Genomic DNA, 26982 nt, shown 5'->3' with positions numbered 1-26982 from the left:
CAGGAAAGCGTCTGCCCCGTCCATGACCAGCCCGCTCATCAGCCCATCCATACTTTCGGCCGATTTCGCGCGGCTGGGCGAAGAAGTGCGCGCGATCGACGCTGCGGGCGCGGACTGGATCCACGTCGACGTTATGGATGGCCATTTCGTGCCCAATCTGACGATCGGCCCGGGCGTGGTGAAGGCGCTGCGTGCGCATACGGACAAGCCGTTCGACGTGCATCTGATGGTGAGCCCGGTGGACACATGGCTGCAGTCGTTTGCCGATGCCGGCGCGGATGTGATCACCGTTCACCCGGAGGCCGGTCCGCACGTCCACCGCACGGTGCAGGCGATCAAGGCGTTGGGCAAGAAGGCGGGCATCAGCCTGAACCCAGCCACGCCGGCCAAGATGCTGGACTACCTGATCGACGAGATCGATCTCGTGCTGGTCATGAGCGTGAATCCCGGCTTCGGCGGGCAGAGCTTCATCGCGAGCCAGCTCCGCAAGATCGAGGCAGTGCGCAAGATGATCGACAGGGCCGGCCGCCCGGTTCACCTGGAGGTTGATGGCGGTGTCGATGCGGTCACCGCGCGACAGTGCGTCGATGCAGGCGCGGACGTTCTGGTCGCGGGTTCGGCGACATTCAAGGGCGGGCCCGAACGATACGCGGCCAATATCGCCGCCCTCAAGGGCCTGGGCTGATGGCCGGCGCGGCGCTCGAGCAGCGGCGCGCCGCTTCGCAGCCGGCGGTCGGCGCGGCCATTCCCCTGAGCCCCAGATCCGAACCGCTGGTCACCGGGCCGTCGGTTCACGCGGAAAGCAACCCGACAAACGAAATCGGGGAAGCGGGTCGCGCACTTGCGCTTGCCGACTTTGCACCACCCGCCGTCGGCCCCGGCGATGCGCTGATCCGGTTTGCCTATCGCATGGGCGTTTCGTGTGCCACGCTCGCCCGGCCGTTCGGCAAGCCCGCCCGTCCGCGCCTCCTCGCGACGGTCGAAAGCTCGCTGACAGGCGATCGGTCCGCTGGAATGGCGCTTCGCGCAGGGCATTTCCTGATCCACGGGGTCAAGTTGCCGGTCACCCAGATGGACTTTTCGCCTCTCGCCCGGCTTGCTCCTCCCGTCGAGCGGACGGTGCACGGGTTCACCTGGCTTGACGACCTCGGCAGCTGCGCGGCGCGCGCGCAGTGCACCGCAACCGCCGAACGGGTCCTCACCGCCTGGCTCGACGCAAATGAGGCCGGCGGCAAGCGGACCCGGGCGGGGCCGGCGTGGAACGTCGAGTACGCAGGATGGCGCCTGCTTGGCTGGCTGGTGCACGCGCCCCTGATCCTATCAGGCCCGGACGCCCGCCTGCGCGGCCGCGTGCTCTCGGAAATGGAAGCGACCGCCCGTTGGCTCGACCGCAACGCCGGCAAGGCCCGGGACGGGCTGGGCGAGGTTGCAGGATGGTCGGCGGTCGTGGCGGCCGGCCTCCTTCTTCCCGACGGCAAGCCGCGCCGCCTTCATGGCGAGGCTGGACTGATCCGCGCATTGGGCGAACTGGTCGCGGACGATGGCGGTGTGCTGTCCCGCAGCCCCCTGGCGCAGGCCGAAGCGATCACGCTGCTGACCGCTCTCAGGGCCTGCTATCGCGCAGTTCGCCGCGACCCACCCGATGCCCTCGAGACGATGACAGGGCTGCTGGTGCCGCCGCTTCTCGGCTTGCTGCACAGCGACGGCGGGCTCGGTTCATGGCAAGGTGCCGGTGCCGTTTCGGCGGAGCGGATTTCCGCGCTGGTTGCGGCGAGCGGGGTGCGCACCCGCCCCCTCAAGGATGCGCGCCAATGGGGATACCAGCGGGTCACGGCGGGCAAGTCCGTGCTCCAGTTCGATGCCGCTCCGCCGCCGCTTGCGCGCCATGCTCGTTCCGGCTGCGCATCGACGCTCGCTTTCGAGTTCAGTCACGGATCGCAGCGTCTGATCGTCAATTGCGGAGGGGCCGCATTCGCCGGCGGGCAAGTTCCCGCCCGCATCGAACAGGGCCTCCGCGGCACTGCGGCCCACTCAACACTCGTGCTCGACAATGCCAATTCGACCGCAGTCCTCCTCCACGGCAAGCTGGGGGCCGGCGTCGGTGAAGTGGAAATCGACCGCCGCGTCCTCGCGCTCGAAAACGGCGGCGCCACCCGGCTCGAGGCGAGTCATGACGGCTACGTCAGCCGCCACGGGCTGCTCCACCGACGTATCTTGATCCTGCGCGACGATGGCGCGGAAATGCGGGGCGAGGACCTCCTCGTGCCGGCCGGCCGCCGCGGTAAACGGGGCAAGATCGCCTTCGCCATCCGATTCCATGTCGGGCCAGGCATCGAAATGGGCTTGAGCAAGGACGGCCGGGGCGCCGGCCTGTCCCTGCCCGATGGCAGCTACTGGCAGTTCCGCATCGGCAAGCTGGCCGAAGGGGTAGCGCTGTCCATCGAGGAAAGCCTGTGGGTGGATGGGCAGGGACGCCCGCAACCGATAGAGCAGATCGTTCTGCACGGTCTGACGCCGAGGAGCGGCGGCAGCTTTTCATGGCTGCTCAAGAAGATGGGATGATCTCGAAGTGACGGATGTGACAATCAGGCGGGCACTGCTTTCGGTGTCCGACAAGGACGGCGTGGTCGACCTCGGCATGAAGCTCGCCAAGGGCGGCGTGGAGCTTGTGTCGACCGGCGGCACGGCCAAGGCGCTGCGCGACGCGGGGTTGACGGTGCGCGATGTGAGCGACCTGACCGGCTTTCCGGAGATGATGGACGGCCGGGTGAAGACTCTCCATCCGATGGTCCACGGAGGATTGCTGGCAGTTCGCGACAACCCTGAACACGCCGCCGCGATGGAGGCGCACGAGATCGGCGCGATCGACCTCGTGGTCGTGAACCTCTATCCCTTCGAAGCGACCGTGGCGCGCGGTGCCGGGCGGGACGAAGTGATAGAGAACATCGACATCGGCGGACCGTCGATGGTGCGTTCGGCCGCCAAGAATCACCAGTTCGTAACGATCGTGACCTCTCCCGCCGATTATCCGGAACTGCTGGACGAGCTTGCCGCACATGACGGCGGCACTTCGCAGGCCTTCCGCCGGCGCATGGCGGCCAAGGCCTTCGCCGCCACCGCCGCATACGATTCCATGATCGGGCAATGGTTCGCCTCTGCCGACCAGCAGGAACGCTTCCCGCAATCCGTAAGCATGACCCGGACCCTCAAGGGCACTCTGCGGTATGGTGAGAATCCGCACCAGAACGCGGCACTTTACGTGCCGGCCGGGCCGCATACGAAAGGCCTCCCCCAGGCCGAACAGGTGCAGGGGAAGGAGCTGAGCTACAACAATTACAACGATGCCAATGCCGCGCTGGAGCTGGCGGCGGAGTTTCGCGGACAGCGGCCCGCTGTCGTGATCGTGAAGCACGCCAACCCCTGCGGTGTCGCGCAGGCCGGGACTTTGCTGGAGGCTTGGCAAGGTGCGCTCGCGTGCGACGACGTTTCGGCTTTCGGCGGCATCGTCGCGACCAACGTCCCGCTCGACGGACCGACCGCGGAGGCGATCTGCGAGATCTTCACCGAAGTCGTCGTCGCGCCGGGTGCCGACGCGGCGGCCCGCGCGGCCTTTGCAGCCAGGAAAAACCTGCGCCTGCTTCTTACGGACGATCTCCCCGATCCGCGCCGACCAGGGCAGACGCTGGCGATCATCGCGGGCGGCCTGCTTGTGCAGGATCGTGACAACGGCGCGATCACCAAAGCCGATCTCAAGGTCGTGTCCAGGCGCGCGCCGACCGAACAGGAATTGAAGGACTGCCTGTTCGCCTGGACCGTAGCGCGCCACGTCAAGTCAAACGCGATCGTCTATGCCAAGGACGGGATCACCGCAGGGATCGGGGCCGGTCAGATGAACCGCCGCGATTCAAGTCGCATCGCCGCAATGAAAGCTGCCGAAGCGGCAGACAAGTTCGGCTGGGCGGAGCCGCGCACCGTGGGCAGCGCGGTGGCGTCCGATGCATTCTTCCCGTTCGCGGATGGCCTCCTCGCGGCCGCAGAAGCGGGTGCCACGGCCGTAATCCAGCCCGGCGGCTCCATCCGCGACGAGGAGGTGATCCGCGCGGCGGACGAGGCCGGTCTCGCCATGGTATTTACGGGAATGCGCCACTTTCGGCACTGATCGCGGGCGGGCAGCGCGCGGCGCGGCGTGTTAAAGGCGCGCGGCCCGCCCCCACAGGGTCTGGCTGCGCAGGATCGCATGGGCGCAATTGTGCCCCGGCGCCCCGGTCACGCCTCCGCCGGGATGCGTGCCCGATCCGCACAACCACAGACCTGCGATTGGCGTGGCGTAGCTTCCCGCGCCGAGCGCCGGCCGCGCGGCCCATAGCTGGTCCAGGCTCATGCGGCCGTGGAAGATGTCTCCGCGCCACAGCCCGAACTTTGCCTCCAGCGCGCGGGGGCTGTGGACCTGTTTGTGGAGAACCAGTGCACGGAATCCGGGGGCGTGGTGTTCGACGGTATCCAGGACGGCCTCGACCGCCGCGTCCTCCAGCTCTTCCGGCATGTCGGGATCGACGTGCTGGCAGAACAGGCTTGCGACATGATGTCCCGGAGGCGCGAGGCTGTCATCCACCAGGGATGGGATCAACATCTCGACGATCGGCGCGGCGCTGAAACCGCGCTCGGATGCGTCGCGCCAGGCGCGGTCCATGTAATCAAGGCTGGGAGCGATCACGATTCCGGCCTTGAGATGGGAATCGCCGGGAGGGGCGAATGCAAAGCGCGGCAGTCCGGTCAGCGCGACGTTCATGCGCAATGACCCGGAGCCCCCTGCATACATGGCCATCGCGCGTGCGAAGTCCGCGGGAATGGCCTCCGCCGGAACGAGCGTATCGAACAGCGGCCTTGGTCCGAGGTTTGCAATCACCCTGCGCGCGCGCACGTCTTCGCCGCTGGTCAACCGCAGGCCGACGGCCCGCCTATCTTCCACAAGGACGCGCTCCACCGGTGCGTTCGTCACGATTTCGCCACCCGCCTCGCGGACGGCCGCGGCCATTGCCTGCGTTATCGTGCCCATCCCGCCCGGGACGTGGCCCCAACTTCCCTTGTTTCCATTCACCTCGCCGAACACGTGATGCAGGAGCACGTATGCACTGCCCGGCGCATCAGGGCTGGCATAGTTGCCCACGCAGGCATCGAAGCCGAACGCGGCCTTGACCGGCTCGCTTTCGAACCAGCTGTCGAGAACCTCGCGGGCAGAGCGGGTGAACAGCGCCAGCACGTCCCGCTGCGCTGAGAGCGGGAGGCGCGCGACCTTTCGCGACTGCATAGCCATGTCGGTCAGCGCGACGAGGCCCCCGTCCGCTCGCGGCGGGATCTTGAGCACGAGGTCGCGCAGAACGTCTGCGACGGTTTCGAGCATGGCATAGTATGCAGGCAGCGTGTCGGCATCCCGCGTGGAGAAGCGCGCAAACTCCGCCTGCGTTGCTGCGACACCCCCGCCCAGCACAAGATAATCGTCCGGGAGCGGAAGGAAATTCGACACCGGCCGCTCGATCACGCGGTATCCGCGCCGTTCCAGGGCCATGTCGGCGATGACCTTGGGCTGCAGCAGGCTGACGGTATAGCTGGCGGTCGAATTGCGATAGCCGGGCGCGAATTCCTCCGTCACCGCGGCGCCGCCAACGATGCCGCGCGCTTCATAGAGCCGCACCCGGTGCCCGGCGCGCGCCAGGTAGAAGGCGCAGACCAGGCCGTTGTGCCCCGCGCCGATGATGGCCGCGTCAAGCATACCGATTTCCCCCCAACGCCTTCCACCCATCGTCACGGCTCGATGAACCGCGGGCAACCCTTCGATTAAGGGCCTCGCAATTGGCGCAACGCTATCCACATCGGACGCACAAAGGAAAGACGCCATGCGACTGTTGAAGTCGGACCTCTATCGCAACATCGCTCTCGGCTTCGTCGTGGGCACCGGTCTTGCGATGTTCCAGATTGCCCCCGAACTCGGCGCGGATGCCGTTCCTGCGGCGCGCGCCGCGCCGATGGATGCACCCACCCGTTGAGGCGGGCGCCGCTGGCCCTTGCTGCGTCGGCGATGATCCTTGCCGGATGTCAGCCAGCCGCGGCTGACGTAACGGCCGTCAAGACACCGCACCCCGTTCGGCCCGCCGCGGAAGGCGCGGGTCTCAAGACCGCCGTGTTCGCCGGCGGCTGCTTCTGGGGCGTGGAGGCCGTATTCAGCCATGTGAAGGGCGTGCGCAGCGCGGTCAGCGGATACACCGGCGGGACGGCCGCCAGTGCTAGTTATGATGCCGTCTCGGGCGGATTTACCGACCACGCGGAAGCCGTCAGATTGACTTACGATCCGGCCATCATTCGCTACGATCAGCTCTTGCGAATATACTTCTCCATCATCGCCGATCCCACGCTCGAGAACCGGCAAGGACCCGATGTCGGCACGCAATACCGCAGTGCGCTGTTCCCGGTATCCGCTGAGCAGAACGCGGTCGCCAAGGCCTATATCGCTCAGCTTTCGTCCGCCAGGGTTTGGGCGAAACCGATCGTCACTCGGATCGAACGGGCGCAGGCATTCTACCCCGCTGAAACCTACCATCAGGATTTCGCGCGCAAAAATCCCGAGCACAGGTACATCCTTCAATTCGACGCGCCGAAGCTCGCGGCCCTGAAGGCGATGTACCCTGGCGTCTGGAAGACATCCTTTACCCCGGGATAAGGGTGACTGGCGCTTCTGCCGCGGGCGCATTACATCGCGATCATGGCAAACCCGCACCAGCACCATGAGCACGCCGGCGTGGATCTGGCACGCGCAGCCGAGCGTGCGCTGACCGACGCCGGCGAACAGTGGACTGACCTGCGAGCGGACGTTTTCGCCGCGCTCTCAGTCCATGCCTCGCCCACTTCGGCCTACGATATCGCCGACCAGGTGTCGGCCCGCCGCGGCAAGCGTATCGCGCCCAATTCGATCTATCGAATCCTCGACCTGTTCGTGTCGAACAATCTCGCCATGCGGGTGGAATCGTCGAATGCCTATCTCGCGAACAGCCACCCCGGATGCCTGCATGACTGCATATTCCTGGTTTGCGACGAATGCGGCGAAGCGACTCACCTCGATAACGATTCGGTATCGCGCAATGTTCGCGCCTTGGCCGAGGATGCGGGTTTCAAGGCGGAGCGGCCGGTAATCGAAATCAGGGGCCTGTGTGCCGACTGCCGCTAAAGACGATGCTCATGAATTGCTCAGCGTTTGCTGATCCGCCTTTGATCGACAGCGTTGCAGCCCGCGTGTAGGGCAGAGAGATGAATTCGCGCCCACAGACACCGCTGCTCGATACGGTCGACACGCCTCACGACCTCCGCAAGCTCCCGCCCGAGGCCTTGCGCCAGCTCGCCGACGAGCTGCGCGACGAAATGATCAGTGCAGTCGGATCGACGGGGGGGCACCTTGGTTCGGGCCTTGGTGTCGTGGAGCTGACGGTCGCTATTCATTACGTGTTCGACACACCGACTGACAAGTTGGTGTGGGACGTGGGTCACCAGGCCTACCCGCACAAGATCCTCACCGGACGGCGCGATCGCATTCGCACGCTGCGCCATGGCGGCGGCCTCAGCGGGTTCACCAAGCGCAGCGAGAGCGAATACGATCCATTCGGCGCGGCGCATTCCAGCACTTCGATCTCTGCCGCCTTGGGCTTTGCTATCGCCAACAAGCTCAACGACGCCCCCGGCAAGGGAATCGCCGTGATCGGCGACGGCGCGATGAGCGCGGGCATGGCGTACGAGGCGATGAACAATGCGGAAGCGGCCGGGAATCGCCTGGTCGTGATCCTCAACGACAACGACATGTCGATCGCGCCGCCCGTTGGCGGGCTTTCTGCCTATCTCGCGCGGATAGTTTCAAGCAGCGAGTATCTCGGACTGCGCAGCCTCGCCAAGCGGCTCTCCGCCAAGCTGAGCCGGCGGCTCAACCACGGCCTGGAAAAGGCCGAGGAATTTACCCGCGGGATGGTGACCGGTGGCACCCTCTTCGAAGAACTGGGCTTCTATTACGTTGGCCCTATCGACGGCCACAATCTTGAGCACCTGATCCCGGTGCTGGAGAACGTGCGCGACAGCGAACAGGGGCCTATCCTGGTTCACGTCGTGACCAAGAAGGGCAAGGGCTACGCACCGGCCGAAAATAGCGCCGACAAGTACCACGGGGTGCAGAAGTTCGACGTCATCACCGGCGAACAGAAGAAGAGCGCGGGCGGCCCCCCGGCCTACCAGAATGTTTTCGGGGACACGCTAGCTAGGCTGGCGGAGACCGACGACCGGATCGTCGCGATCACCGCAGCCATGCCGAGCGGGACGGGGGTCGATCGGTTTGCGAAGGCGCACCCCGACCGCAGCTTCGACGTCGGCATTGCGGAACAGCACGCAGTCACCTTTGCCGCGGGCCTCGCCGCGCAGGGCATGCGGCCGTTCTGCGCGATCTATTCAACGTTCCTGCAACGGGCGTTCGACCAGGTGGTGCACGATGTCGCGATCCAGAACCTGCCGGTTCGCTTTGCAATCGACCGCGCGGGGCTCGTTGGCGCCGACGGCTGCACGCACGCCGGCTCGTTCGACGTAACGTATCTCGCGACCTTGCCCAACATGGTTGTCATGGCCGCCGCGGACGAGGCGGAACTGGTCCACATGACGTATACCGCCGCCCAGTACGATGCCGGCCCCATCGCGTTCCGCTACCCGCGCGGCAACGGCACGGGCGTCGCCTTGCCCGGCGAACCCGAACTGCTTGAGATCGGCAAGGGCCGGTTGGTGCGGGAGGGCACCAAGATCGCGATTCTCTCACTCGGTACGCGCCTTGCCGAAGCGATCAAAGCGGCCGACGCGCTCGAGGCGAAGGGCTTGTCGACCACCGTCGCCGACCTGCGTTTTGCCAAGCCGCTCGATACCCGCCTCATCGACCGGCTCATGCGGACGCACGAGGTGGTGGTGACGGTCGAAGAAGGCGCGATCGGCGGCCTCGGTGCGCACGTCCTGACGCACGCCAGCGACGCGGGATTGCTCGACGGCGGGCTCAAGATCAGGACCATGCGCCTGCCGGACCTGTTCCAGGATCACGACGATCCGGCGAGGCAGTATGATGAAGCTGGCCTCAACGCGCCGCAGATCGTCGACACTGTGTTGAAGGCACTGCGTCATAACAGCGCCGGAACCGACCAGCGAGTTGAGGAAGCGCGGGCGTAAGGCCCGCGTTCAGGCGCGCGCGAGCGCTGCGGCAATCAACACTGCAAGATCATCGGCCGGCACCGGTTTGTGCGGCGCGAAATTGAGGCAGGACTTGCCGTGCATCCGCGCACGAAGCGATGCCGGCATCTCGAGGACAAGCTCCGGATGACAATAAAGCGGCATCAGGTGTAGGGCGACGTATCGCTTGCCGGCTTTCACCGCGACGACGAACGCGGCCGCCGAGCCGTCGGCCGGGGCCGTGCTGTAAGAGAGATGACCGGCTTCATCGATCGTCGCAATCAAACCTGACGCTTCTTGGCGAACGAGCGCAGCGATCGTGTCGAATGCTTCGTTCATCTCAAGGCGCCCCCTGTCAGCCGCTGATGCCTGTAGCCTGTTGCGGCAACCTGCCGGGACTCAGTCGGCCCGTTCGATATCCAGCAACCTGACCGTGAACAGAAGCGTGGCACCACCCGGGATCGGACCCTTGCCCTTGGCCCCGTAACCGAGATCGGAAGGCACCGCGATCTCGATGGTGTCGCCCACGCCGGCCTTTGGAATGGCCATCTGCCAGGCCGGGATGAGCTTGCCGAGTGGGAACGTGGCGGGCTCTCCGCCTTCGGAACTGTCGAACTGCGCGCCGTCCGCGAAAGTGCCGGTGTAATGGACCATCACGGTATCGGCCGGGGTTGGGCGGGCGCCGCGGCCGTCGCCGGCTACGCGGCGCCAGAGAAGGCCGCCGTCAAGCGCCTGCCAACCAGGTTGCGCGGCGCGCTCGGCAAGGGCGACCTGCTGCGCATTCATCCACGCGACATCCTGGCTGCGATCGGGCGGGCCGGCAGGTGACTGCGCCAGCGCCGCGGCGCCCACGATAAGCGCCGCGCCCAACGCGAGCGTCGCGCCGCCGTGGTTGGCGAAGCCGAGCTTCACCAGTCGTACGCCTTGGGCAAGTCGCTTTCATCGAGGTCGCGGTAACGATCACCGAGACGTTTCTGATGGCCATCGCGCGGCTGCTCCACGCCATCGATAAACACGCGTTCCGGAGCGCTGGCGTTTTCCAGCGGGTCACCGCTCCATACGACGACATCGCCCGCGGCGCCTGGTGCGAGCACGCCGGCCCGGCTGCCAAGGCCGGAGATTTCAGCCGGGACCGAAGTGATCGCGGCAAAAGCCTCGCCCCATGAAAGCCCGGTCGCGCCGGGCACTTTGGTCAGCGCGACCAGGTTGCCGGCAAACTGCTTCAGATTCCGTGGCTGGTCGCCGGTCGTGCCTGCGAGGCCTCCCAAGGCGACCTTGACGCCTGCGCGAACCATGCGGCCCACGTTGGACTGCGTCGCTGCGAGTTGTTCGAAGCTCGAAGGCAGGTCGTCGACGGGGTCGGCGATTACCGGCACATTTGCCGCGGCGATCTCGTCCGCCGCTCGCCACCCTTCGCTGGCGCCCACGAGCACGAGGCGCAAGCGCGGGAATTCGCTGCGAAGCGCCAGGACCGAGCGAATGTCGGATTCGCGCTCCACCGCAACATAGAGCGGTTGCTGTCCGTTGACGACTGGCACCAGCGCGGCAGCGTCGAAGCGGGTCAGCAGCACATCATCGCGTTCGGCCTGGGTATCGACAAGGCGCGTGTCGATCGGAATGTCATCGCCGGTCGAGATCGTCGCGGGACGACTCCCGCCGGGGATCACCCTGCTATCAGCGCCGTACTGGCGCGCTTCGCGCAGCGCATTGCGCAAGACTGCGTGGGCGCTGGTCCGGCTGCCGCCCGCAAGGCGCGCGCCGTATTCGCCCAGCGCCACGAGCTGGAACGCGCGCGGCCGCACGACCATGTCCCCATCCGCACCAAGGTCCACCAGGGCGCCCTGACCACCGAAGATCGAGCTCGCCGGCACCGGGAACACGCTGGCCCGGGTGATCCCGCCATCCCGCGCGACCCGGACATGTTGCGAGGCGGGGTTCAGCGCCGGCACCACGTCCAGCGCGGCCCCAAAGGGGGAATTGCGCGCCGCAGTGTCATTCGATTCCCCCACACCATCGGCATCCAGCAGGCCGAGTGACGTCATCGCGAGGAAAAGGCCCGGGGTCACCCACTTACCGGTTCCGTCGATCACCTGCATGCCGGCCGGAATCGCCGCGCCGGCACCGGCGGCAACGATGCGTCCGCCGCGCACGATGACCGTCGCCCCCTGGACCGGCTCGCTGCCGTCGCCGGTCGCGACGGTGGCGTTGGTGATAGCGAAATCCTGCGCCACGGTCGGCGCGGCGGAGAGCGCGAGCAGGCCCGCGCCAATCAGCAGGCGGGCGATCATTTCACGTCTCCTTCACCCGGTTGGCCGAGCTCGAAATCACTCACTGGCCGGCGCTTGAGATCGTTTGCGTCGTACATCAGCGCGCCATCGATCCAGACCTTTTCGGGCCGGGAATAAACGCTGAGCGGGTTGCCGTTCCACAGCACAACGTCGGCCATCTTGCCGGGAGCGAGGCTGCCCGTGACGCCGTCGATGCCCATCGCCGCGGCCGGGTTGAGCGTGAGCCAGCGGACAACTTGCGCATCCGAGATGTCGATCCCCGCGCGCCGACCGGCGGCCTGTGCCTTCGCTGCTTCCTGGTTCAGGCGCTGGATGCCGTTTTCATCGTCCGAATGAATCACCACGCACGCGCCTGCGTTCTGCAGATACGCAGCGTTTTCAGGAATGCCGTCATAGCTTTCCATCTTGAAGCCGTACCAGTCCGCCCAGACGGCCGAGCACACATCGTTGGCCTTGAGCAGATCCGCGATCTTGTAACTTTCGACAGCGTGATGGAACGCGGTGACCTTGTAGCCCATCTCCCTGGCCATATCGAGAACGAGAGCCATCTCGTCAGCGCGGTAGCAGTGGTTCTGGATCAGGATTTCGCCATCGAGCACGCCGGCCAGCGTCTCGTTCGCGAGGTTGCGGCCTTTGCGTCCATCAGCCACCCACTTCTTGGCGTCGAGCCAAGTCTGCCGGTTGACCGCGAAATTGCCCATACGAGTGGATGGCATGCGCCCCTTGCCGCCATAGACGCGCTTGGGGTTTTCGCCGCAAGCCATCTTCATGCCATAGGGTGCGCCCGGAAACTTCATCCCCTGCACGGTGCGTGCCGGCACGTTCTTGAGCGTGACGGAGCGGCCGCCCATGAGGTTGGCCGATCCGGGCAGTATCTGCAGGCTGGTGACTCCGCCATTCGCGAGCGCGCGGCTGAATCCCGGGTCCTGTGGCCATACAGAATGCTCCGCCCAGACTTCGGGAGTAGTGGGGTCGGTCGCCTCGTTGCCGTCCGAGTGCGCCTCAACGGACGGTGTCGGGTAATCGCCAAGGTGCGAATGGATATCGATGATGCCCGGGGTCACGAATTTGCCGGCACCCTCGATCCGCGTGTAGCCCGCCGGTACGGCAAGGTCCGGGCCGCCCACGGCCACGATCTTGCCTCCTTCGAAGAGCACCGTGCCCCCTTCGATCTGTCCGCCGGCCCCGTCGAATACTGTCGCGCCGACCAGCGCCATAGGCGCGCCGGGGTAGGGCCGGTAGGTCGAGGGATACGGGTTCTTGTCGATGGCCGCGGCTGTGGCGGAACTTGCGTCGGTCTCACCGCTGTGCGTCGTTGCACAGGCAGCGAGCGCCAGCGCGCACGTGGTGGTCACACTCAATCGGAGAAGGTTCATCGGGCCCCCGGAATAAAGCGGGGCGCGAAATCCATCGCGCCCCGGTTCGGTTTTTCAGCGTGTCAGGTGTTCGGGCGGGTTGCCGGATGGATGCCTGCCCCTTCAGGTTCACGCGGACCCTGCGCCTGCCCCAGAAGGTCGTCGCCCACCGTGTCGTCGCGCAGCGTGTCGAGGTGCATCAGCTTCTTGACCAGCGGGCTGACGACCAGAACAAAGACGCCGACGCCAACGGCGACCCAGCCGACCGTGGAGTAAACATCGAGCACGACCTGCTTGCCTGCTTCCTCGCCCACGCCTTCCGCGCCAGTCGCCGAGGCGATCAGGCCGGCGGCGAAGTTGCCGGTTGCCGAAGCAAAGAACCATACGCCCATGATCAGCGATGCCATGTGGGCCGGGGCCAGCCTGTTCATTGCCGACAGTCCGACCGGGCTGAGGCACAGCTCGCCAGTCGTGTGGAGCAGATAGATCAGGAAGATGAACAGGACCGGCGTCGGTACGTCCACGCCCACCGAGTTTGCACCCCAGACCAGCACCAGGAAGCCGAGACCCACCTGGACCACGCCGAGACCGAACTTGAACGGGGTGGACGGTTCCATCCCCTTGCGGCCGAGCACGGTCCAGAGCGTGGCAAAGATCGGCGCCAGCAGGATGATGTAGATCGCGTTGATCGACTGGAATACCGAGGCCGGAACTCCGCCGCGTTCGACGTGACGATCGGTGAACAAGTTGAGGCTCGATCCCGCCTGTTCGAACAGCGCCCAGAAGATGATCGACGTGATGATGAGCAGCAGCGCCGCGAAGATGCGGTCGCGATCTTCGGGCTGCAGCTTGGTGACTGCCGTGAACAGGACGTAAAGCACCAGCAGGCCGCCGAAAATGCCGAGCAGCCAGCCAACAACAGCCTGGTTCTGCACCAGTACCCAGGCGAGGGCGACCATCACCAGGCCAACACCGTACATCGTGAACTCGCGACCCTTCGCCAGCGGCGTCGGCGGCTCGCCGCGGCCAAGCAGAAGCCCTTTGCCGACCACGAACACGATCAGCCCTGCAAGCATGCCGATGCCGGCGAGCCCGAAGCCGTAGGCCCAGCCATAGGTTTCTCCGATGTACCCGCACAGGAGCGAGCCCAGGGCCGCGCCAAGGTTAATCCCCATGTAGAAGATCGTGTAGGCGCCGTCGCGGCGGACGTCGGTGCGGGGATAGAGCTGGCCAACGATCACCGAGATGTTCGCCTTTAGGAAGCCCGAGCCGACGATGATCAGCGCCAGCGCGAGCCAGAAGATGTTGATCATCGGGTTGTCGGTATGGCCGACCGCCGCCTCGCCCTCGAACGCCATGAAGAAGTGGCCGAGTGTCAAGAGCACGCCGCCGAACAACACCGCCTTGCGCTGCCCGAGATATCGGTCGGCGAGGTACCCGCCGACGACCGGCGTGATGTAGACGAGCGCGGTATAGGCACCGTAGATGATGCCAGCCTCGCTGTCCGAAAACAGCCAGTGCTTCGTCAGGTAGAAAATCAGCAGCGCCCGCATGCCGTAATATGAGAACCGCTCCCACATCTCGGCGAAGAAGAGCATGAAAAGTCCCTTGGGATGCCCCAGGAACGTGCCGGCGGAATCGCCGTGCGGTAGCGGTTGTGATGCCATGTAGGAAAACGCCCTCGTTGAATCCTCATGCGGGCCCGGTCTGTGCCGTTCCGCCCGCTGAACGGCGGCAACCTAGCGCCTTGTTCGCCCATGTGAAGCAATTGTTTCAGGCCAGGCGCACGGTACGGGCGTTGGGGGGAAACTTGACGCGAACCGCTGTATTATGTCACTGTAGCACCTCAGCCGAGGAACCGACATGACACAGCAGAGCCGCCCGGTGTACCTGCGACTGCGCGACCTGGTCGCCGCGGCGATCATCGAAGGCCGGTATCGCGAAGGCGAGATGCTGCCCTCGGTCCGCGCACTGGCTGCCGAGCAGGGGGCCAATCCGCTGACGGTCGCCAAGGCATACCAGCAATTCCAGAATGACGGCCTGGTAGAGGTTCAGCGGGGCGTTGGCATGTACGTCGCGAAGGGAGCTGCGGACAAGCTGCGGCGAGCCGAGCGGGCGAGGTTCCTGGATGAGGAATGGCCGGAACTGCGCGCACGGATGGAGCGCTTGGGGATCGACGCGCAAACCCTTATCGCGGGGATCGAAGCCTGAACCCGCCGGCTTGACGGTTGCGCATGCGCACACGGTCTGGCAGATTGATCCATTACGGACTGGTCGCGCGGTTACAAGGCGATCGAGAGGCTGACAATGATAAGGTCTGAACTGCTGCAGGCGCTGGCGCGAGAGAACCCCGAACTGCGCGCAGACGAAGTCGAGCAGGTGCTTGACATCTTCTTCGATGAAATCGGCAAGCGGCTGGCCGAAGGAGGCCGGGTGGAGCTTCGCGGATTTGGTGCGTTCTCGACCCGCGAGCGGGGCGAGCGCAAGGGCCGCAACCCGCGCACCGGGGAGGCGGTCGATGTCCCCGCCAAGAAGGTGCCCTATTTCAAGCCGGGCAAGGAAATGCGCCGCGTCGTTAACGACGGCTGATTGCCGGGCGTTTGCCCCTATTCGAACGTCGCGCTAGAGGGCGGCCCTGCGCGGGCGTGGCGGAATGGTAGACGCAGGGGACTTAAAATCCCCCGGGCCTTGCTCGTGTGGGTTCGAGTCCCACCGCCCGCACCACCATCCCGCCGCCCCTGACCCCGGCAATCTGTCGCCGACCGTGGGCTGTACGCAGTCGCCTGATAACCGGGCATTTACCTGTGTGCGCATAGCCACGGGACATGCGCCGCACCCAAACGGAGGGGCGCGCTGGCGGCGTCAGTGCCGCGAGCAGGGGGTTCGCGATGGATTTGAGCCGCATCGAGGTGCCGCGCGCTGGCGCGCGAGCCAGCGACAGGGACGTCCCGAACGCGCGGGCGGCGCCGCGTTTCACTCTCCTCATGCGTGCCGCGAAGCTGATCGGTCCGGATGGCGAATTCCTGTGCGTGATTCGCGACATCTCCGAAACAGGCATTAGCCTGCGGGGCTTTCACCGCCTCCCGAGCGGCCCCGCGCTCGAGCTGGAGTTGCAGAGCGGCGACCGCCATGCGATCGAACAGGTTTGGCAGCGTGGCACTGAATCGGGCTATCGATTTACCAGACCAGTAGAGGTATCGTCACTCGTGGTCGCCGCCGGGCGCTACCCCCGGCGCAAGCTGCGCCTCTCGATCCCTTTTGATGTGGACGTGTCGTTCCTGGGCGGGAAAGCCGAGGCAGGCGTCGTGAACCTGTCGCAACAGGGGGCGCTGGTTCGATGCACGGCTCGCCTTGCGATCGCCCAGCCATTGCGCTTGTCCTCGGCCGACCTGCCCGAAGTGCGGGCTCGCGTGCGCTGGCGGCGTGACGAGCACTACGGCGTGGTGTTCGATGACACCTTCACCTTGGACCAGCTGGCGTTGTTTGCCGCGCGTATCCAGTGTCCGGATCTCCTCGTCTGATCACGGGGCGCAAAGGTGAGCGCCGGAGGGCGTTTACCGTCCGGTAACCACTTTCCTTCATTTCCCTCCTCAATCTAACCGGGGGGTAAATGTGACTGCTGCAACCGAACTGAACGTCGATGTCGCCATCGTCGGCGCGGGGCCTGCCGGCCTCACTGCGGGTTACCTGCTGACCAGCCAGGGGAAAACCGTCGCGATCATCGAAAAGGATGCAACGTACGTCGGCGGCATCAGCCGTACGGTGGAACACGAAGGCTATCGCTTCGACATCGGGGGGCACCGGTTCTTTTCGAAGAGCCAGCAGGTCGTCGACCTGTGGAACGAGATCCTGCCCGACGACTTCATCCAGCGTCCGCGAATGAGCCGCATCTACTATGAAGGCAAATTCTACAGCTATCCGCTGCGGGCGTTCGAGGCGCTCGGCAATCTCGGCGTGCTCCGCTCCACGGCGTGCATGGCCAGTTTCGCCTGGTCGCAGCTTTTCCCGATAAAGGAAATCAAGAGCTTCGAAGACTGGACCAGCAACCAGTTCGGCAAGAAGCTCTATTCAATTTTCTTCAAGACCTACACCGAGAAGGTGTGGGGCATGCCGTGCAACGAGATGAGCGCCGACTGGGCCGCCCAGCGCATCAAGGGCCTCAGCCTGTGGGGTGCGGTCGTCGATGGCCTCAAGCGGAGCCTGGGTCTCAACAAGCGGCCCAACGACGGGCAGGAAGTGAAGACCCTGCTGGAAACCTTCCGTTATCCGCGGCTTGGCCCTGGGATGATGTGGGATGCCGCGCGTGACAAGATCCTCGCCACCGGCAATGGCCAGGTGCTGATGGGGCACTCCATGAAGCAGCTCGCCGCCGATGGCGCGGGCGGCTGGCGCCTCTCGGCCGAAGGGCCGCAGGGCGAGGTCGTGATCAAGGCGGCCCATGCGATCAGCAGCGCCCCGATGCGCGAGCTCGCCGCGCGCATGCACCCGCTGCCGGATACCACGCTCAACGCTGGCGCGCTCAAGTACCGCGACTTCCTGACCGTGGCGCTTAAGATTCGGTCGGAAGACCTTTTCCCGGACAACTGGATCTACATCCACGACAGCAAGGTGAAAGTCGGCCGTGTCCAGAACTTCCGTTCGTGGAGCCCCGAGATGGTGCCCGACCCCTCGGTCGCCTGCGTCGGCCTCGAATATTTCTGTTTCGAAGGGGACGGCCTGTGGTCGATGGCTGACGACGAGCTGATCGAACTGGCGGGCAGGGAAATGGAAATCCTCGGTCTGCTCGACCCCGGCGACGTGGTCGGCGGGGCGGTCGTGCGACAGGAAAAGGCCTATCCCGTCTACGACGAGGACTACGCCGCGAACGTGGCCGCGATGCGCTACGAGCTCGAGGAAAAGCACCCGACGCTACACCTGGTGGGCCGCAACGGAATGCACCGTTACAACAACCAGGATCACGCGATGATGACCGCCATGCTCACGGTCGAAAATATCCTTGCCGGCAAGCGCGTTTACGACACCTGGTGCGTCAACGAGGATGCCGAGTATCACGAGGCTGGCGACGAGGGCGCGGTCGCATCGATCCCGGCGCGGGAGGCCGGTGAGGCTACCGTGCGACCAACGCCGGACCAGGCAGCCGCGCTCGCCTCGGTCCGCGAGGTGCCCCAGCGAATCGTCAGTGGGCGGAAAGCGGCCTGAGGACGGGGTACAGGAACCGGGTGTCGGAAGACGATTGGCAATCCTTAAGAAGAATGCCTGATTATCGCCGGCACCCGTCCGTCTGCGAATGATCTTGGGGGAGATCACGATGTTTTCCGCAATAGCCAGACTGACCGATCAACGACTGGTCCGATACGTGCTCGCAAGTGTGGGGGCGCTGGCGGTCGATCTCGGATGTTTCCTGACCTTGTTGTCGCTCGGTCTTCCAGCCGCCCTGTCATCGGCAGCCGGGTATTGCCTCGGTATCGCAGCGCATTGGCTGCTCTCCAGTCGCGCCGTGTTTGCCGACGCGGTGGCTGAGCACGGGCGCGAACGGACCCGGCAGAAGGCGCTGTTCGTGGGTTCGGCCTTCGCGGGGCTCGCGCTCACGACGGTAATCGTAGGCGCGGCCGATCTTGCCGGCCTCGATCCGCGCATCGCCAAAGTCGGCGCGGTTGCGGCGAGTTTCGCGCTCACCTGGGCGCTTCGCAGCAGAGTAGTCTTCGCCGCCAGGGCGCCAGCATGAGCTCGTTCGTAGAGCGCCGCCGGCCGGCCTTCGCGCCCGAACTCCTCGCGCGCGTTGGCTTCGCGCTCGGGATTGTCACTCTGGTCGTCCTGCTGACCAGCATACCGACCATCCTCGCCATGCGATTCCCTGACCCGGACGATACGCTTCGCCTCGTTCAGGTGCGGGATCTCGTCGCCGGACAGGGATGGTTCGACCTCACTCAGCACCGGATCGACGCGCCGAACGGCGGGGTTCCCATGCACTGGTCAAGGCTGGTCGACATACCGGTCGCTATCGTCATCATCGCACTTTCTCCGCTGATCGGCACGGTCGCCGCAGAGACCGTCGCCCTCGTGGTCGTGCCGCTGGTTACGCTGGCCATCGCTCTGCTGCTCGCCGGGCGTATTGCCTGGCGCCTGATGGGCGAGGAAGTCGCCGTGCTTGCCTGCCTCGCGATGGCGCTGTCGGTGCCGTTGCTAAGCCAGATGCGTCCACTGCGCATCGATCATCATGGCTGGCAGGTGGTCTTTGCGCTCGCGGTATTGAACGGCCTTATGGCCCGTTCGCCGCGCATCGGCGGGTGGGTCGCCGGCGTGTCCATGGCAGCATGGCTGGCAATCTCGATCGAAGGGCTTCCGTTGGTTTTCGCCGTCTGCGGCGTGACCGCATTGCGCTGGATGCGGTCGGGTTCGGGATCGGCCTGGCTGGTCTCCACGACACAGGGCCTCGCGGGGGGATCGCTCATCCTGTTTCTTGCGCTGCGCGGACCCGTCGGCCTTACGCAATATTGTGACGTGGTGGGCGCCGGACACATCGCCGGGTTTGCCGTGGCCGCGATCGGTGTGCTGCTCCTGGCGCGTTGCGAACCAATGCCACCCGCTATGCGGGTGGGGGGACTCGTCGTGACCGGAATCGCCGCTGGCGCTGCGCTGCTCGCGGTCGCGCCATCGTGCGCTAACGGAACGTTCAACCAGCTCGATCCGCTGGTGTTCGAATTCTGGTATGACCGCGTTCACGAAGGCTTGCCCGTCTGGCGGCAGGATCTGTCCTTGGCACTGCAATCGATCCTGCCGCCGCTTATCGGCCTTGTCGCGTCCCTGCGTCTCGCAAGGGCGAGCGGAGGCTGGCTGCGCATATGGTGGACCGAATACGCGTTGGTTCTCGGCGCGGCGCTGCTGATTACGGTATTCGTCATACGTGCCGGGGCCGTGGCCGGCGCCCTCGCCGCCGTGCCACTGGGTTGGCAGATCAACGCGTGGTTGCGCGCGGCACGAACCGTGCAGCGTCCGGGCCGGCGAGCACTGGTGATGGCCACCCTGGTCCTCACAATCATGCCGGCCTTCCCGCTTACCCTGATGACCATGGCGATGCCGGCGCGCGCCGACGATGGTAAAAGAGCGCCCAGGGTTTCAGAGTGCAGGTTGTCGGAGGGAGTCGCGGCGCTGCGCAAGCTGCCTCGAGGGGAAATTCTCACCCCCATCGATCTCGGCCCGCAACTCCTCTACGAAACCCAGCACACCGTGGTCGCCAGTGGCCACCATCGCGGCGCGGCTTCGATGAAGACGGTGATCTCCACGTTCCTCGGTTCCGAGGCCGAGGCCCGCGACACGCTCCGCGCGCGGGGAACGCGATATGTCGCGATCTGTCCCGACCTCAACGAGCCGATGATGTACGAGCAGGACGCGCCGCGCGGCTTCATGGCCTCGCTGCTGCGCGGACGCGCGCCCCGCTGGCTCGAGCCCGTGCCCGTGCCACAGGGGAGTGCTCTCAAGGTGTGGCGAATCGCCGACTGAATCATTCGTCGGCCTGCAACGGGCGCCCATCGAGCCCGCGATTGCTACGGAGAGGACACGGGTCTATGGCAGCCACGCCGTGCTTGCGCGCGGTGACTTAGGCGTGCAATACACATGCGCCGGTCGCAAGGGCACTGGACAGATGAATTACGAGACGACGGTCGCAGCAGACGCTGCCGCCCCTTATTCTGCCGACGGTGGCGACCTTACGGGCGTGCCCGGCGAATCGCGGTCGCCGAACCGGCGCCGTTGGGCGATCGGCGCGATCGCCGCCGCGATCATCCTGGTGGCCGCGTTCTTTTTCATGAGCGGCGGCGAAGAAGCCGATCCTTTCGCGCCGCCCGAAGCGGGCCAGGTGCCGATTGTCAGCGTGACGGCGCCCGGCCGCGCCACCGTTGCTGGCACGATCGAGGCGACCGGAACGCTGTTCGCCCGCCGCGAGCTGCCGGTCGGCTCGGTTGGCGAAGGCGGTCGGGTGATCTCCGTCTCCGCGGACGAGGGTGACTGGGTACGTCAGGGCCAGGTCCTCGTTACCATCGACCGGTCGGTGCAGGTCCAGCAGATCGAAGGTGCGCGCGCCCAGATCGGCGTTGCACAGGCAGATCTCAACCTCGCCCAATCCAACCTCGACCGCGCGCTCAAGCTTGTCGATCGCGGTTTTATTTCGAAGGCCGATGTCGACCGGCTGACCGCCACGCGCGATGCGGCTCGCGCGCGAGTTGCCGTGGCCCGCGCCACCGTCGGCGAACTCCAGGCGCGGACGGCCCGGCTGAATATCTACGCGCCGGCCTCGGGCCTCGTGCTGACCCGTTCGGTCGAGCCGGGGCAGACCGTCGGTGCCGGGGGCACGCCGCTCTTCACCATCGCCCAGGGCGGCGAGATGGAATTGCGCGCGCTGCTGAGCGAAGAGAACCTCGCCAAGATCGCGGTCGGCTCGAGCGCCACCGTGACGCCTGTTTCCAGCGAGAAAAGCTTCACGGGGCAAGTCTGGCAGATCAGCCCCACCATCGACCAGCAAAACCGCCAGGGCGAGGCGCGCATCGCCTTGTCCTACGCGCCCGAGCTCAGGCCGGGTGGTTTCGCGTCCGCGACGCTGAGCAGCGGCACCGTCGTTGCTCCGCTGCTGCCGGAATCGGCGATCCAGAACGATGACGACGGCCGGTTCGTCTATGTCGTCGGCAATGACGATCGCGTGCGCCGCACCCCTGTGAAAACGGGCGCGGTCACCGCGCGCGGCGTCACCATCCTCGAAGGGCTGACCGGGAGCGAGCAGGTTGTCCTGCGTGCCGGTGGGTTCCTTGCCGATGGGGACAAGGTCAAGCCGCAGCGCGCCAGGTAAGGCGCCGGGAACCACGTATGAACCTCCGTAACATTTCGGCATGGTCGATCCGCAACCCGGTCATTCCGATCGTGCTGTTCATCGGCCTGTGCATTGCCGGCATCATCTCGTTCATTCGCATGGACGTGAACCAGATGCCCGACATCGAATTCCCCATGGTCATCGTCTCCGTGTCGCAGCCCGGCGCGGCGCCGACGGAGATCGAGACCCAGATCACGCAGAAGGTCGAGGCGGCGGCGCGGTCGATCAGCGGGGTCGAGACGATTTCCTCCACTGCGTCCGAAGGCAATTCGCAGACGATGGTGGAATTTTCCATCGGCACTGACATCAACGAAGCCGTCAACGAGATGAAGAACGCGGTCGACCAGATTCGGAGCGACCTCCCCGACGGCATCCTCGAGCCGCGCGTCTTCAAGGTGGAGGCCGGTGGCGGCGGCAGCCTCGCCTATTTCGCCGTCAATGCCGACGACATGACAATGGAGCAGCTGAGCTGGTTCATCGACGATACGGTGGCCAAGCGCCTGCTGTCGATCGAAGGCATGGCCGCGGTCAGCCGCGCGGGCGGCGTCGACCGGGAAATCTCCGTCGTGCTGGACCCGGCGCGTATGCAGTCGCTGGGCGTCACGGCGCGCGACATCAACAACGCCCTGCGCCAGATCAACACCGATGCCGCCGGCGGTCAGGCGGAAATTGCCGGCTCGCGACAGTCGGTACGCGTGCTGGGCAACGCGGAATCCGCCTACGAACTGGCGGAAACGCGGATCAATCTTGGTGCAGGGCGGACGATCCGCCTCGGCGACGTGGCCGAAGTCACGGACGGTTATTCCGAAAAGACCCGCACGGCGACGCTGCGTGGCCGCGAGGTCGTGACGTTCGGCTTCGAACGCGCGCGCGGGGCGTCAGACGTCACTGTTTACGACGCTGCAATGGAGGAGCTGGAGGCAATCCAGGCCGAGAACCCGGGCGTCCATTTCACCCGGCTGTATACCGAGGTGAATTACACCAAGGGCCAGTATTCTTCGTCGATGGAGGCGCTGGTCGAAGGCGCTGTCCTGGCGATCGTGGTGGTGTTCCTGTTCCTGCGCGACTGGCGGGCGACGCTGATCAGCGCGATCGCGATCCCCCTGTCGGCCATTCCCACGTTCTGGTTCATGGACCTCATGGGCTTCACGCTCAATTTCCTCTCGCTGCTCGCGCTGAGCCTGGTGGCGGGGGTGCTGGTTGACGACGCGATCGTGGAAATCGAGAACATCGTGCGCCACATGCGGATGGGCAAATCCGCCTATCAGGCCTCGATCGATGCGGCTGACGAAATCGGCCTCGCGGTCGTCGCGACGACGTTCTCCATCGTCGCGGTCTTCCTGCCGGTTGGCCTCATGCCGGGCATCCCGGGCCAGTTCTTCAAGGCGTTCGGTCTCACCGTGGTGGTCGCAGTGCTGATGAGCCTCGCGGTGGCGCGAATGATCACCCCGATGATCGCCGCCTATTTCCTCAAGGCGCATGGCCAGGCGGAACACGGCGAAGGCAAGGCGATGGACCTCTACATGAAGGTCCTCACCTGGACGCTCGACAGTCGCCGCAGCCAGGCGTTGCGCTCGCAGATCGTGCGCCATCCGGCGAAGGGCTGGTACGGGCTGGCGGCGATTCTGCCGATCCTGGTTATTCTCGCGGCCGGTATCGCCGCCGGCGTCTTGGCAGGCCAGGCCATGTCGGCGGTCATTCCGACGATCCTCGCCGTGCTCATTGCGCCGTTCATAGCGTTCGGCGCCGCCTGGCTGGCGGGCAATCTGCTGCGTGCCCTGGTGGGTGCCATGGGCCAGTTCGGCGCGTGGTACCGCTCGCTGGCGGATCGGTTCGGCGCCCGCATGCGCGATCACAGGTTCTTCGCGTTCATGCTGGGCGTGTACGCACTGGTGGTGACGTTCGGCCTGCTTGCGACTCTCCCGCAGCAGTTCCAGCCGAACGAGAACCAGGACACCAGCCGCGTTTCGCTGGAGATGGTGCCGGGTACGACGCTGGAGCAGACTGAAGCCGTTTCCAAGAGGGTGACGGCGATCCTCGAACGCCAACCCGAAGTCGTCCGCGTCATGCAGAGCGTGCGCGAAGGCGCAGCGACGCTGTTCGTGGCCCTTGTTCCAGCGGACGAGCGGGAAGCGACCAGCACGGAGTTCGAGCGCCGCCTCGCCCCGGAAATCCAGCAGATTGCCGACGCGCGGGTCAATTTCCAGTCCGGCGGCGGCGGTGGCCCCGGTGGATCGGGCCGCGATATCTCGGTCATGCTGTCGGGCAGCGATTCGGCGCTCCTTGAGCGCACGGCACAAACCCTTGTCGAACAGATGCGCACCGTCCCTGGGGTCCAGGCCCCGCGCATTGCAGCCGACCTCCAGAGGCCGGAGCTGGTGATCGTGCCGCGGCTCGACCTCGCCGCGCAGCTCGGCGTTACCACGGCCGCGCTCAGCCAGACGATCCGCATCGCAACCCTGGGCGAAATTGACCAGAACGCGGCCAAGTTCTCGTTGTCCGACCGCCAGGTTCCGATCCGGGTCAAGCTCGCCCGGTCGGATCGGCGCGACCTCAGCACGATCGAGAACCTGCCGGTTCCCACGGCTTCGGGCGGATCGGTGCCGCTTTCGCGGGTTGCCGAAATCCGCTTCGGCGCGGGCCCCACCCAGATTCAGCGCTACGACCAGCAGCGCCGCGTGTTCGTGGGTGCCGATCTCGGCGAAGGGGTCGTGAAGGGCCCCGCCATGGAAGCGATCCAGAAACTGCCGATCATGCAGAACCTTCCGCAAGGCGTGTCGAACGCGCCGGTGGGCGAGGACAAGTGGCAAGCCGAGATGATCACCAGCTTCGGCATTGCCGTGTTCAGCGGCGTTCTGCTGGTGTTCGCCGTGTTGGTGCTGCTCTACAAGCGCTTCGTTTCGCCGCTGGTGAACATGACATCGCTGCTGCTTGCCCCGCTCGGTGGCCTGCTGGCACTCGTCATCATCGGCGAACCGATATCGATGCCGGTCTACATCGGCCTGTTGATGCTGCTGGGCATCGTCGCGAAGAACTCGATCCTGCTGATCGATTTCGCCATAGAGGAGATGGCGGCAGGTGTCCCGAAGAAGGCGGCGATCATCGATGCCGGGCACAAGCGGGCGCAGCCAATCGTCATGACGACGGTGGCAATGACCGCGGGCATGGTGCCGACAGCGCTGTCCCTTTCGGGCGACGCGGCGTGGCGCGCACCCATGGGGATGGTGGTCATCGGCGGCCTCATGCTCTCGACACTGCTCACCCTGGTACTGATCCCAGCCGGGTTCAGCCTGGCCGATGGGTTCGAGAAGCGCGTCGGCCCGTGGCTGCGAACGCGTTTTCTCACTTACAAACCCGGTGATGAAGAACCCGGCTACGGCGCCCCGGGCGCGTTGCCGGCTGAGTGACGCGGGAAACCCCAGCGTCCGTCGACCGTTGGCGCGGCATGGGGGTTTCAGCGACCGTTCCCGATCGTGCGCGCACGATGCGCCGGACCGCAACGGGTCTGCTGGTCGCGATGGCTGGGGTGTTTGTCCTTTCCAGCCAGTACCTCGGCGTGCATCCCTCGGTCGGCTACGTCCGCGCTTTCGCGGAGGCGGCGATGGTGGGCGGCCTTGCCGACTGGTTCGCAGTGACCGCCTTGTTCCGCCGGCCGCTGGGCCTGCCCATCCCGCACACCGCCATTATTCCCGAGAACAAGGATCGTATCGCCGATACGATGGCCGCGTTCCTTCAGGACAATTTCCTCACCCCGGCCGTGGTCGCGCGGCGCATGCAGGATATGAACCTCGCCAAGGCGGTGGGCGATTATCTGGCAGCGCCGGCGCAAGGTGACACCGGGATACGGCTGCGCGCCGGGGCCGGTGCCCTGCTGGCGGAATTTCTGGAGTCGCTCGATCCGGAACGGCTCGGCACGCAAGTGCGCGGGGGCCTCAAATCGCTCGCCGCGCGCGTCGAGCTGGCACCCCTCCTGGGGCAGATGCTCTCCGCGGCGATCGCAGACAAGCGCCATCTTCCGTTGATCGATTCAGCTGTTCGCTGGGCTGGCTTGACGATCGAGGCCAACGAGGACCTGATCCGTACGATGATCCACGAGAAGGCCAATGGCCTTCTGCGCTGGACCGGCCTTGATGAACGGCTCGCCAACTCGGTTCTCGACGGCCTTTACAAGCTGCTGGCCGAGGTCCTGGTCGATCCCGAGCACCCTTTGCGCGGCAAGCTAGACGAAGGCCTGAGCGCGCTGGCGCACGATCTCGTCCACGATCCGGAAATGCGCGCGAAGGTTGAAAGGGCAAAGAACGACCTGCTGGACAATCCGGCCGTTGCGACATGGTGGATCGGCGTGTGGGAGCGGATACGCGCCAGCCTCATAAAGACGGCGCGGGAACCGGGGGGCGCCCTTGGCGGACAGCTCGGCGCAAGCGTGGCTGAACTCGGCAGGGTGCTGCGGGATGACCCGCGGATGCAGGTTCAGCTGAACCGCTTCGCCCGCCGCACGGCCGTGGGCGTCGCGACCCGATATGGCGGACAGATCGTCCGGCTCGTTTCCGAAACGGTTCGCCGATGGGACGCACGTACCGTGACTGACAGAATCGAAAGCGCGGTGGGCCGCGATCTGCAGTTCATCCGCATGAACGGTACGCTGGTGGGGGGGCTTGTAGGCCTGACCATCCACGCGGCGGGCCATCTTCTTTGAGCCATGCGCCCATGCTGACGACGGCGCGGCTGGAGTTGTGGCAGCCGTGCGCTGCGGACGAACAGGAACTCTTCGAACTGATGCAGGCCCCGGCCGTGTGGCGCCATTTCGGCGCACCATCCACTCGGCCGGATCATAACCTGCGGTTTATGCGAAACGCGGGAAGCTGGCTCCTCCATGGATACGGCGGATTTATCGTGCGCGAGATCGGCGGGTCAGCGATCGTGGGGAACTGCGGGGTGTTCCATTCGTGGCGCGGAGTGGGCGACGATTTTGACGACAAGCCGGAAGCAGGGTGGATACTCGCGGAAAGCCATTTCAGCCGCGGTTTCGCTCACGAAGCGATGCGCGCGGCACTCGCCTGGTTCGACGCGGCGCACGGTCCGCGCGAGGTGGTCTGCATGATTGCACCCCAGAACGCGCCCTCGATCGCGCTGGCCGGCAAGCTCGGCTTCGTGCCCACGCGTTCGGCGGAATTGCCGGGCGGCGAGCCGGTTCGCCTGTTCTCACGCCCGGTTTCGTCTGTCGCCGTGGAGGCGAACGCATAAC

The 26982-nt window shown here is 65.6% G+C and carries 23 protein-coding genes and 1 tRNA gene; 18 read left to right on the top strand and 6 right to left on the bottom strand.

The window, feature by feature from the left end; all coding sequences use genetic code 11:
• The first annotated feature begins 22 nt into the window (after positions 1 to 22).
• From rpe to purH, 3 genes are read left to right on the top strand one after another with little or no spacing between them, the layout of a single operon-like run.
• Complete coding sequence (gene rpe / locus GRI40_RS08855; RefSeq protein WP_160610974.1) at positions 23 to 685, top strand: ribulose-phosphate 3-epimerase; 663 nt, start codon at positions 23 to 25, stop codon at positions 683 to 685.
• A complete protein-coding gene (locus tag GRI40_RS08850) occupies positions 685 to 2562 on the top strand; it encodes a heparinase II/III family protein (RefSeq protein ID WP_160610973.1) in 1878 nt (625 codons plus the stop codon). Before rpe ends, GRI40_RS08850 begins: the two co-directional genes overlap by 1 nt.
• Positions 2563 to 2569: 7 nt before the next feature.
• Positions 2570 to 4159 (top strand): bifunctional phosphoribosylaminoimidazolecarboxamide formyltransferase/IMP cyclohydrolase, encoded by a 1590-nt coding sequence (gene purH, locus GRI40_RS08845; RefSeq protein ID WP_160610972.1) that lies wholly within the window; start codon positions 2570 to 2572, stop codon positions 4157 to 4159.
• Positions 4160 to 4189: 30 nt separating this feature from the next.
• Here purH and GRI40_RS08840 read toward each other — a convergent pair whose 3' ends face one another.
• Positions 4190 to 5770, bottom strand: a complete 1581-nt coding sequence (locus GRI40_RS08840; protein ID WP_160610971.1) for a phytoene desaturase family protein — start codon at positions 5768 to 5770, stop codon at positions 4190 to 4192.
• 124 nt (positions 5771 to 5894) lie between these two features.
• Between GRI40_RS08840 and GRI40_RS08835 the strand changes: the two genes are divergently transcribed.
• The 4 genes from GRI40_RS08835 (at position 5895) to dxs (ending at position 9234) form a co-directional block, all read left to right on the top strand.
• Positions 5895 to 6044, top strand: a complete 150-nt coding sequence (locus GRI40_RS08835) for a hypothetical protein (protein WP_160610970.1) — start codon at positions 5895 to 5897, stop codon at positions 6042 to 6044.
• A gap of 32 nt (positions 6045 to 6076) precedes the next feature.
• Positions 6077 to 6715, top strand: coding sequence for a peptide-methionine (S)-S-oxide reductase MsrA (gene msrA / locus GRI40_RS08830; protein WP_160610969.1), 639 nt, complete (start codon positions 6077 to 6079; stop codon positions 6713 to 6715).
• Positions 6716 to 6757: 42 nt separating this feature from the next.
• Positions 6758 to 7219, top strand: a complete 462-nt coding sequence (locus GRI40_RS08825; protein ID WP_202390174.1) for a Fur family transcriptional regulator — start codon at positions 6758 to 6760, stop codon at positions 7217 to 7219.
• 80 nt (positions 7220 to 7299) lie between these two features.
• Positions 7300 to 9234 (top strand): 1-deoxy-D-xylulose-5-phosphate synthase, encoded by a 1935-nt coding sequence (gene dxs / locus GRI40_RS08820; RefSeq protein WP_160610968.1) that lies wholly within the window; start codon positions 7300 to 7302, stop codon positions 9232 to 9234.
• Positions 9235 to 9243: 9 nt separating this feature from the next.
• Here the strand turns inward: dxs and GRI40_RS08815 are convergent, their stop codons facing one another.
• From GRI40_RS08815 to GRI40_RS08795, 5 genes are all read right to left on the bottom strand, one after another.
• A complete protein-coding gene (locus GRI40_RS08815; protein ID WP_160610967.1) occupies positions 9244 to 9573 on the bottom strand; it encodes a hypothetical protein in 330 nt (109 codons plus the stop codon).
• A gap of 60 nt (positions 9574 to 9633) precedes the next feature.
• Positions 9634 to 10146, bottom strand: coding sequence for an FKBP-type peptidyl-prolyl cis-trans isomerase (locus GRI40_RS08810; RefSeq protein ID WP_337190530.1), 513 nt, complete (start codon positions 10144 to 10146; stop codon positions 9634 to 9636).
• Positions 10143 to 11522 carry an amidohydrolase family protein gene (locus GRI40_RS08805; RefSeq protein WP_160610966.1) on the bottom strand — a complete coding sequence of 460 codons (1380 nt, stop codon included), beginning with the start codon at positions 11520 to 11522 and terminating at the stop codon, positions 10143 to 10145. The genes GRI40_RS08810 and GRI40_RS08805 overlap by 4 nt, the downstream gene beginning before the upstream one ends.
• The gene (locus GRI40_RS08800) at positions 11519 to 12898 is read right to left on the bottom strand and encodes an amidohydrolase (protein WP_160610965.1); all 1380 of its coding nucleotides are present in this window, start codon (positions 12896 to 12898) and stop codon (positions 11519 to 11521) included. Before GRI40_RS08800 ends, GRI40_RS08805 begins: the two co-directional genes overlap by 4 nt.
• 62 nt (positions 12899 to 12960) lie before the next feature.
• Positions 12961 to 14544 carry a peptide MFS transporter gene (locus GRI40_RS08795; RefSeq protein WP_160610964.1) on the bottom strand — a complete coding sequence of 528 codons (1584 nt, stop codon included), beginning with the start codon at positions 14542 to 14544 and terminating at the stop codon, positions 12961 to 12963.
• A 196-nt stretch (positions 14545 to 14740) separates the two neighbouring features.
• Here GRI40_RS08795 and GRI40_RS08790 point away from each other — a divergent pair, with 196 nt between their 5' ends.
• The 11 genes from GRI40_RS08790 to GRI40_RS08740 all read left to right on the top strand — a co-directional run bounded on the left by GRI40_RS08790 (position 14741) and on the right by GRI40_RS08740 (position 26981).
• Entirely contained in the window at positions 14741 to 15088 is a 348-nt protein-coding gene (locus GRI40_RS08790) for a GntR family transcriptional regulator (protein ID WP_160610963.1), read from the top strand.
• Between the two features lie 96 nt (positions 15089 to 15184).
• Positions 15185 to 15466, top strand: a complete 282-nt coding sequence (locus GRI40_RS08785) for an integration host factor subunit beta (protein WP_160610962.1) — start codon at positions 15185 to 15187, stop codon at positions 15464 to 15466.
• A 50-nt stretch (positions 15467 to 15516) separates the two neighbouring features.
• A tRNA-Leu gene (locus GRI40_RS08780) sits at positions 15517 to 15601 on the top strand.
• 101 nt (positions 15602 to 15702) lie between these two features.
• Positions 15703 to 16398 (top strand): PilZ domain-containing protein, encoded by a 696-nt coding sequence (locus tag GRI40_RS08775; protein ID WP_160610961.1) that lies wholly within the window; start codon positions 15703 to 15705, stop codon positions 16396 to 16398.
• A 91-nt stretch (positions 16399 to 16489) separates the two neighbouring features.
• Entirely contained in the window at positions 16490 to 18076 is a 1587-nt protein-coding gene (locus GRI40_RS08770; RefSeq protein WP_160610960.1) for an NAD(P)-binding protein, read from the top strand.
• A gap of 109 nt (positions 18077 to 18185) precedes the next feature.
• Positions 18186 to 18602: a GtrA family protein gene (locus tag GRI40_RS08765; RefSeq protein WP_160611518.1), complete on the top strand. Its 417-nt coding sequence runs from the start codon at positions 18186 to 18188 to the stop codon at positions 18600 to 18602.
• Positions 18599 to 20377, top strand: a complete 1779-nt coding sequence (locus GRI40_RS08760) for a hypothetical protein (RefSeq protein ID WP_160610959.1) — start codon at positions 18599 to 18601, stop codon at positions 20375 to 20377. The genes GRI40_RS08765 and GRI40_RS08760 overlap by 4 nt, the downstream gene beginning before the upstream one ends.
• Positions 20378 to 20519: 142 nt before the next feature.
• The gene (locus GRI40_RS08755; RefSeq protein ID WP_160610958.1) at positions 20520 to 21716 is read left to right on the top strand and encodes an efflux RND transporter periplasmic adaptor subunit; all 1197 of its coding nucleotides are present in this window, start codon (positions 20520 to 20522) and stop codon (positions 21714 to 21716) included.
• A 17-nt stretch (positions 21717 to 21733) separates the two neighbouring features.
• Positions 21734 to 25144, top strand: coding sequence for an efflux RND transporter permease subunit (locus GRI40_RS08750; protein ID WP_160610957.1), 3411 nt, complete (start codon positions 21734 to 21736; stop codon positions 25142 to 25144).
• A gap of 38 nt (positions 25145 to 25182) precedes the next feature.
• A complete protein-coding gene (locus tag GRI40_RS08745) occupies positions 25183 to 26433 on the top strand; it encodes a DUF445 domain-containing protein (RefSeq protein ID WP_237489030.1) in 1251 nt (416 codons plus the stop codon).
• A complete protein-coding gene (locus GRI40_RS08740; RefSeq protein ID WP_237489029.1) occupies positions 26430 to 26981 on the top strand; it encodes a GNAT family N-acetyltransferase in 552 nt (183 codons plus the stop codon). Before GRI40_RS08745 ends, GRI40_RS08740 begins: the two co-directional genes overlap by 4 nt.
• The last annotated feature ends 1 nt before the right edge of the window (position 26982 follow it).

Source organism: Tsuneonella aeria (assembly GCF_009827495.1).
Classification (GTDB): Bacteria; Pseudomonadota; Alphaproteobacteria; order Sphingomonadales; family Sphingomonadaceae; genus Tsuneonella; species Tsuneonella aeria.
This window is presented reverse-complemented; position numbering and strand designations above follow the sequence as displayed.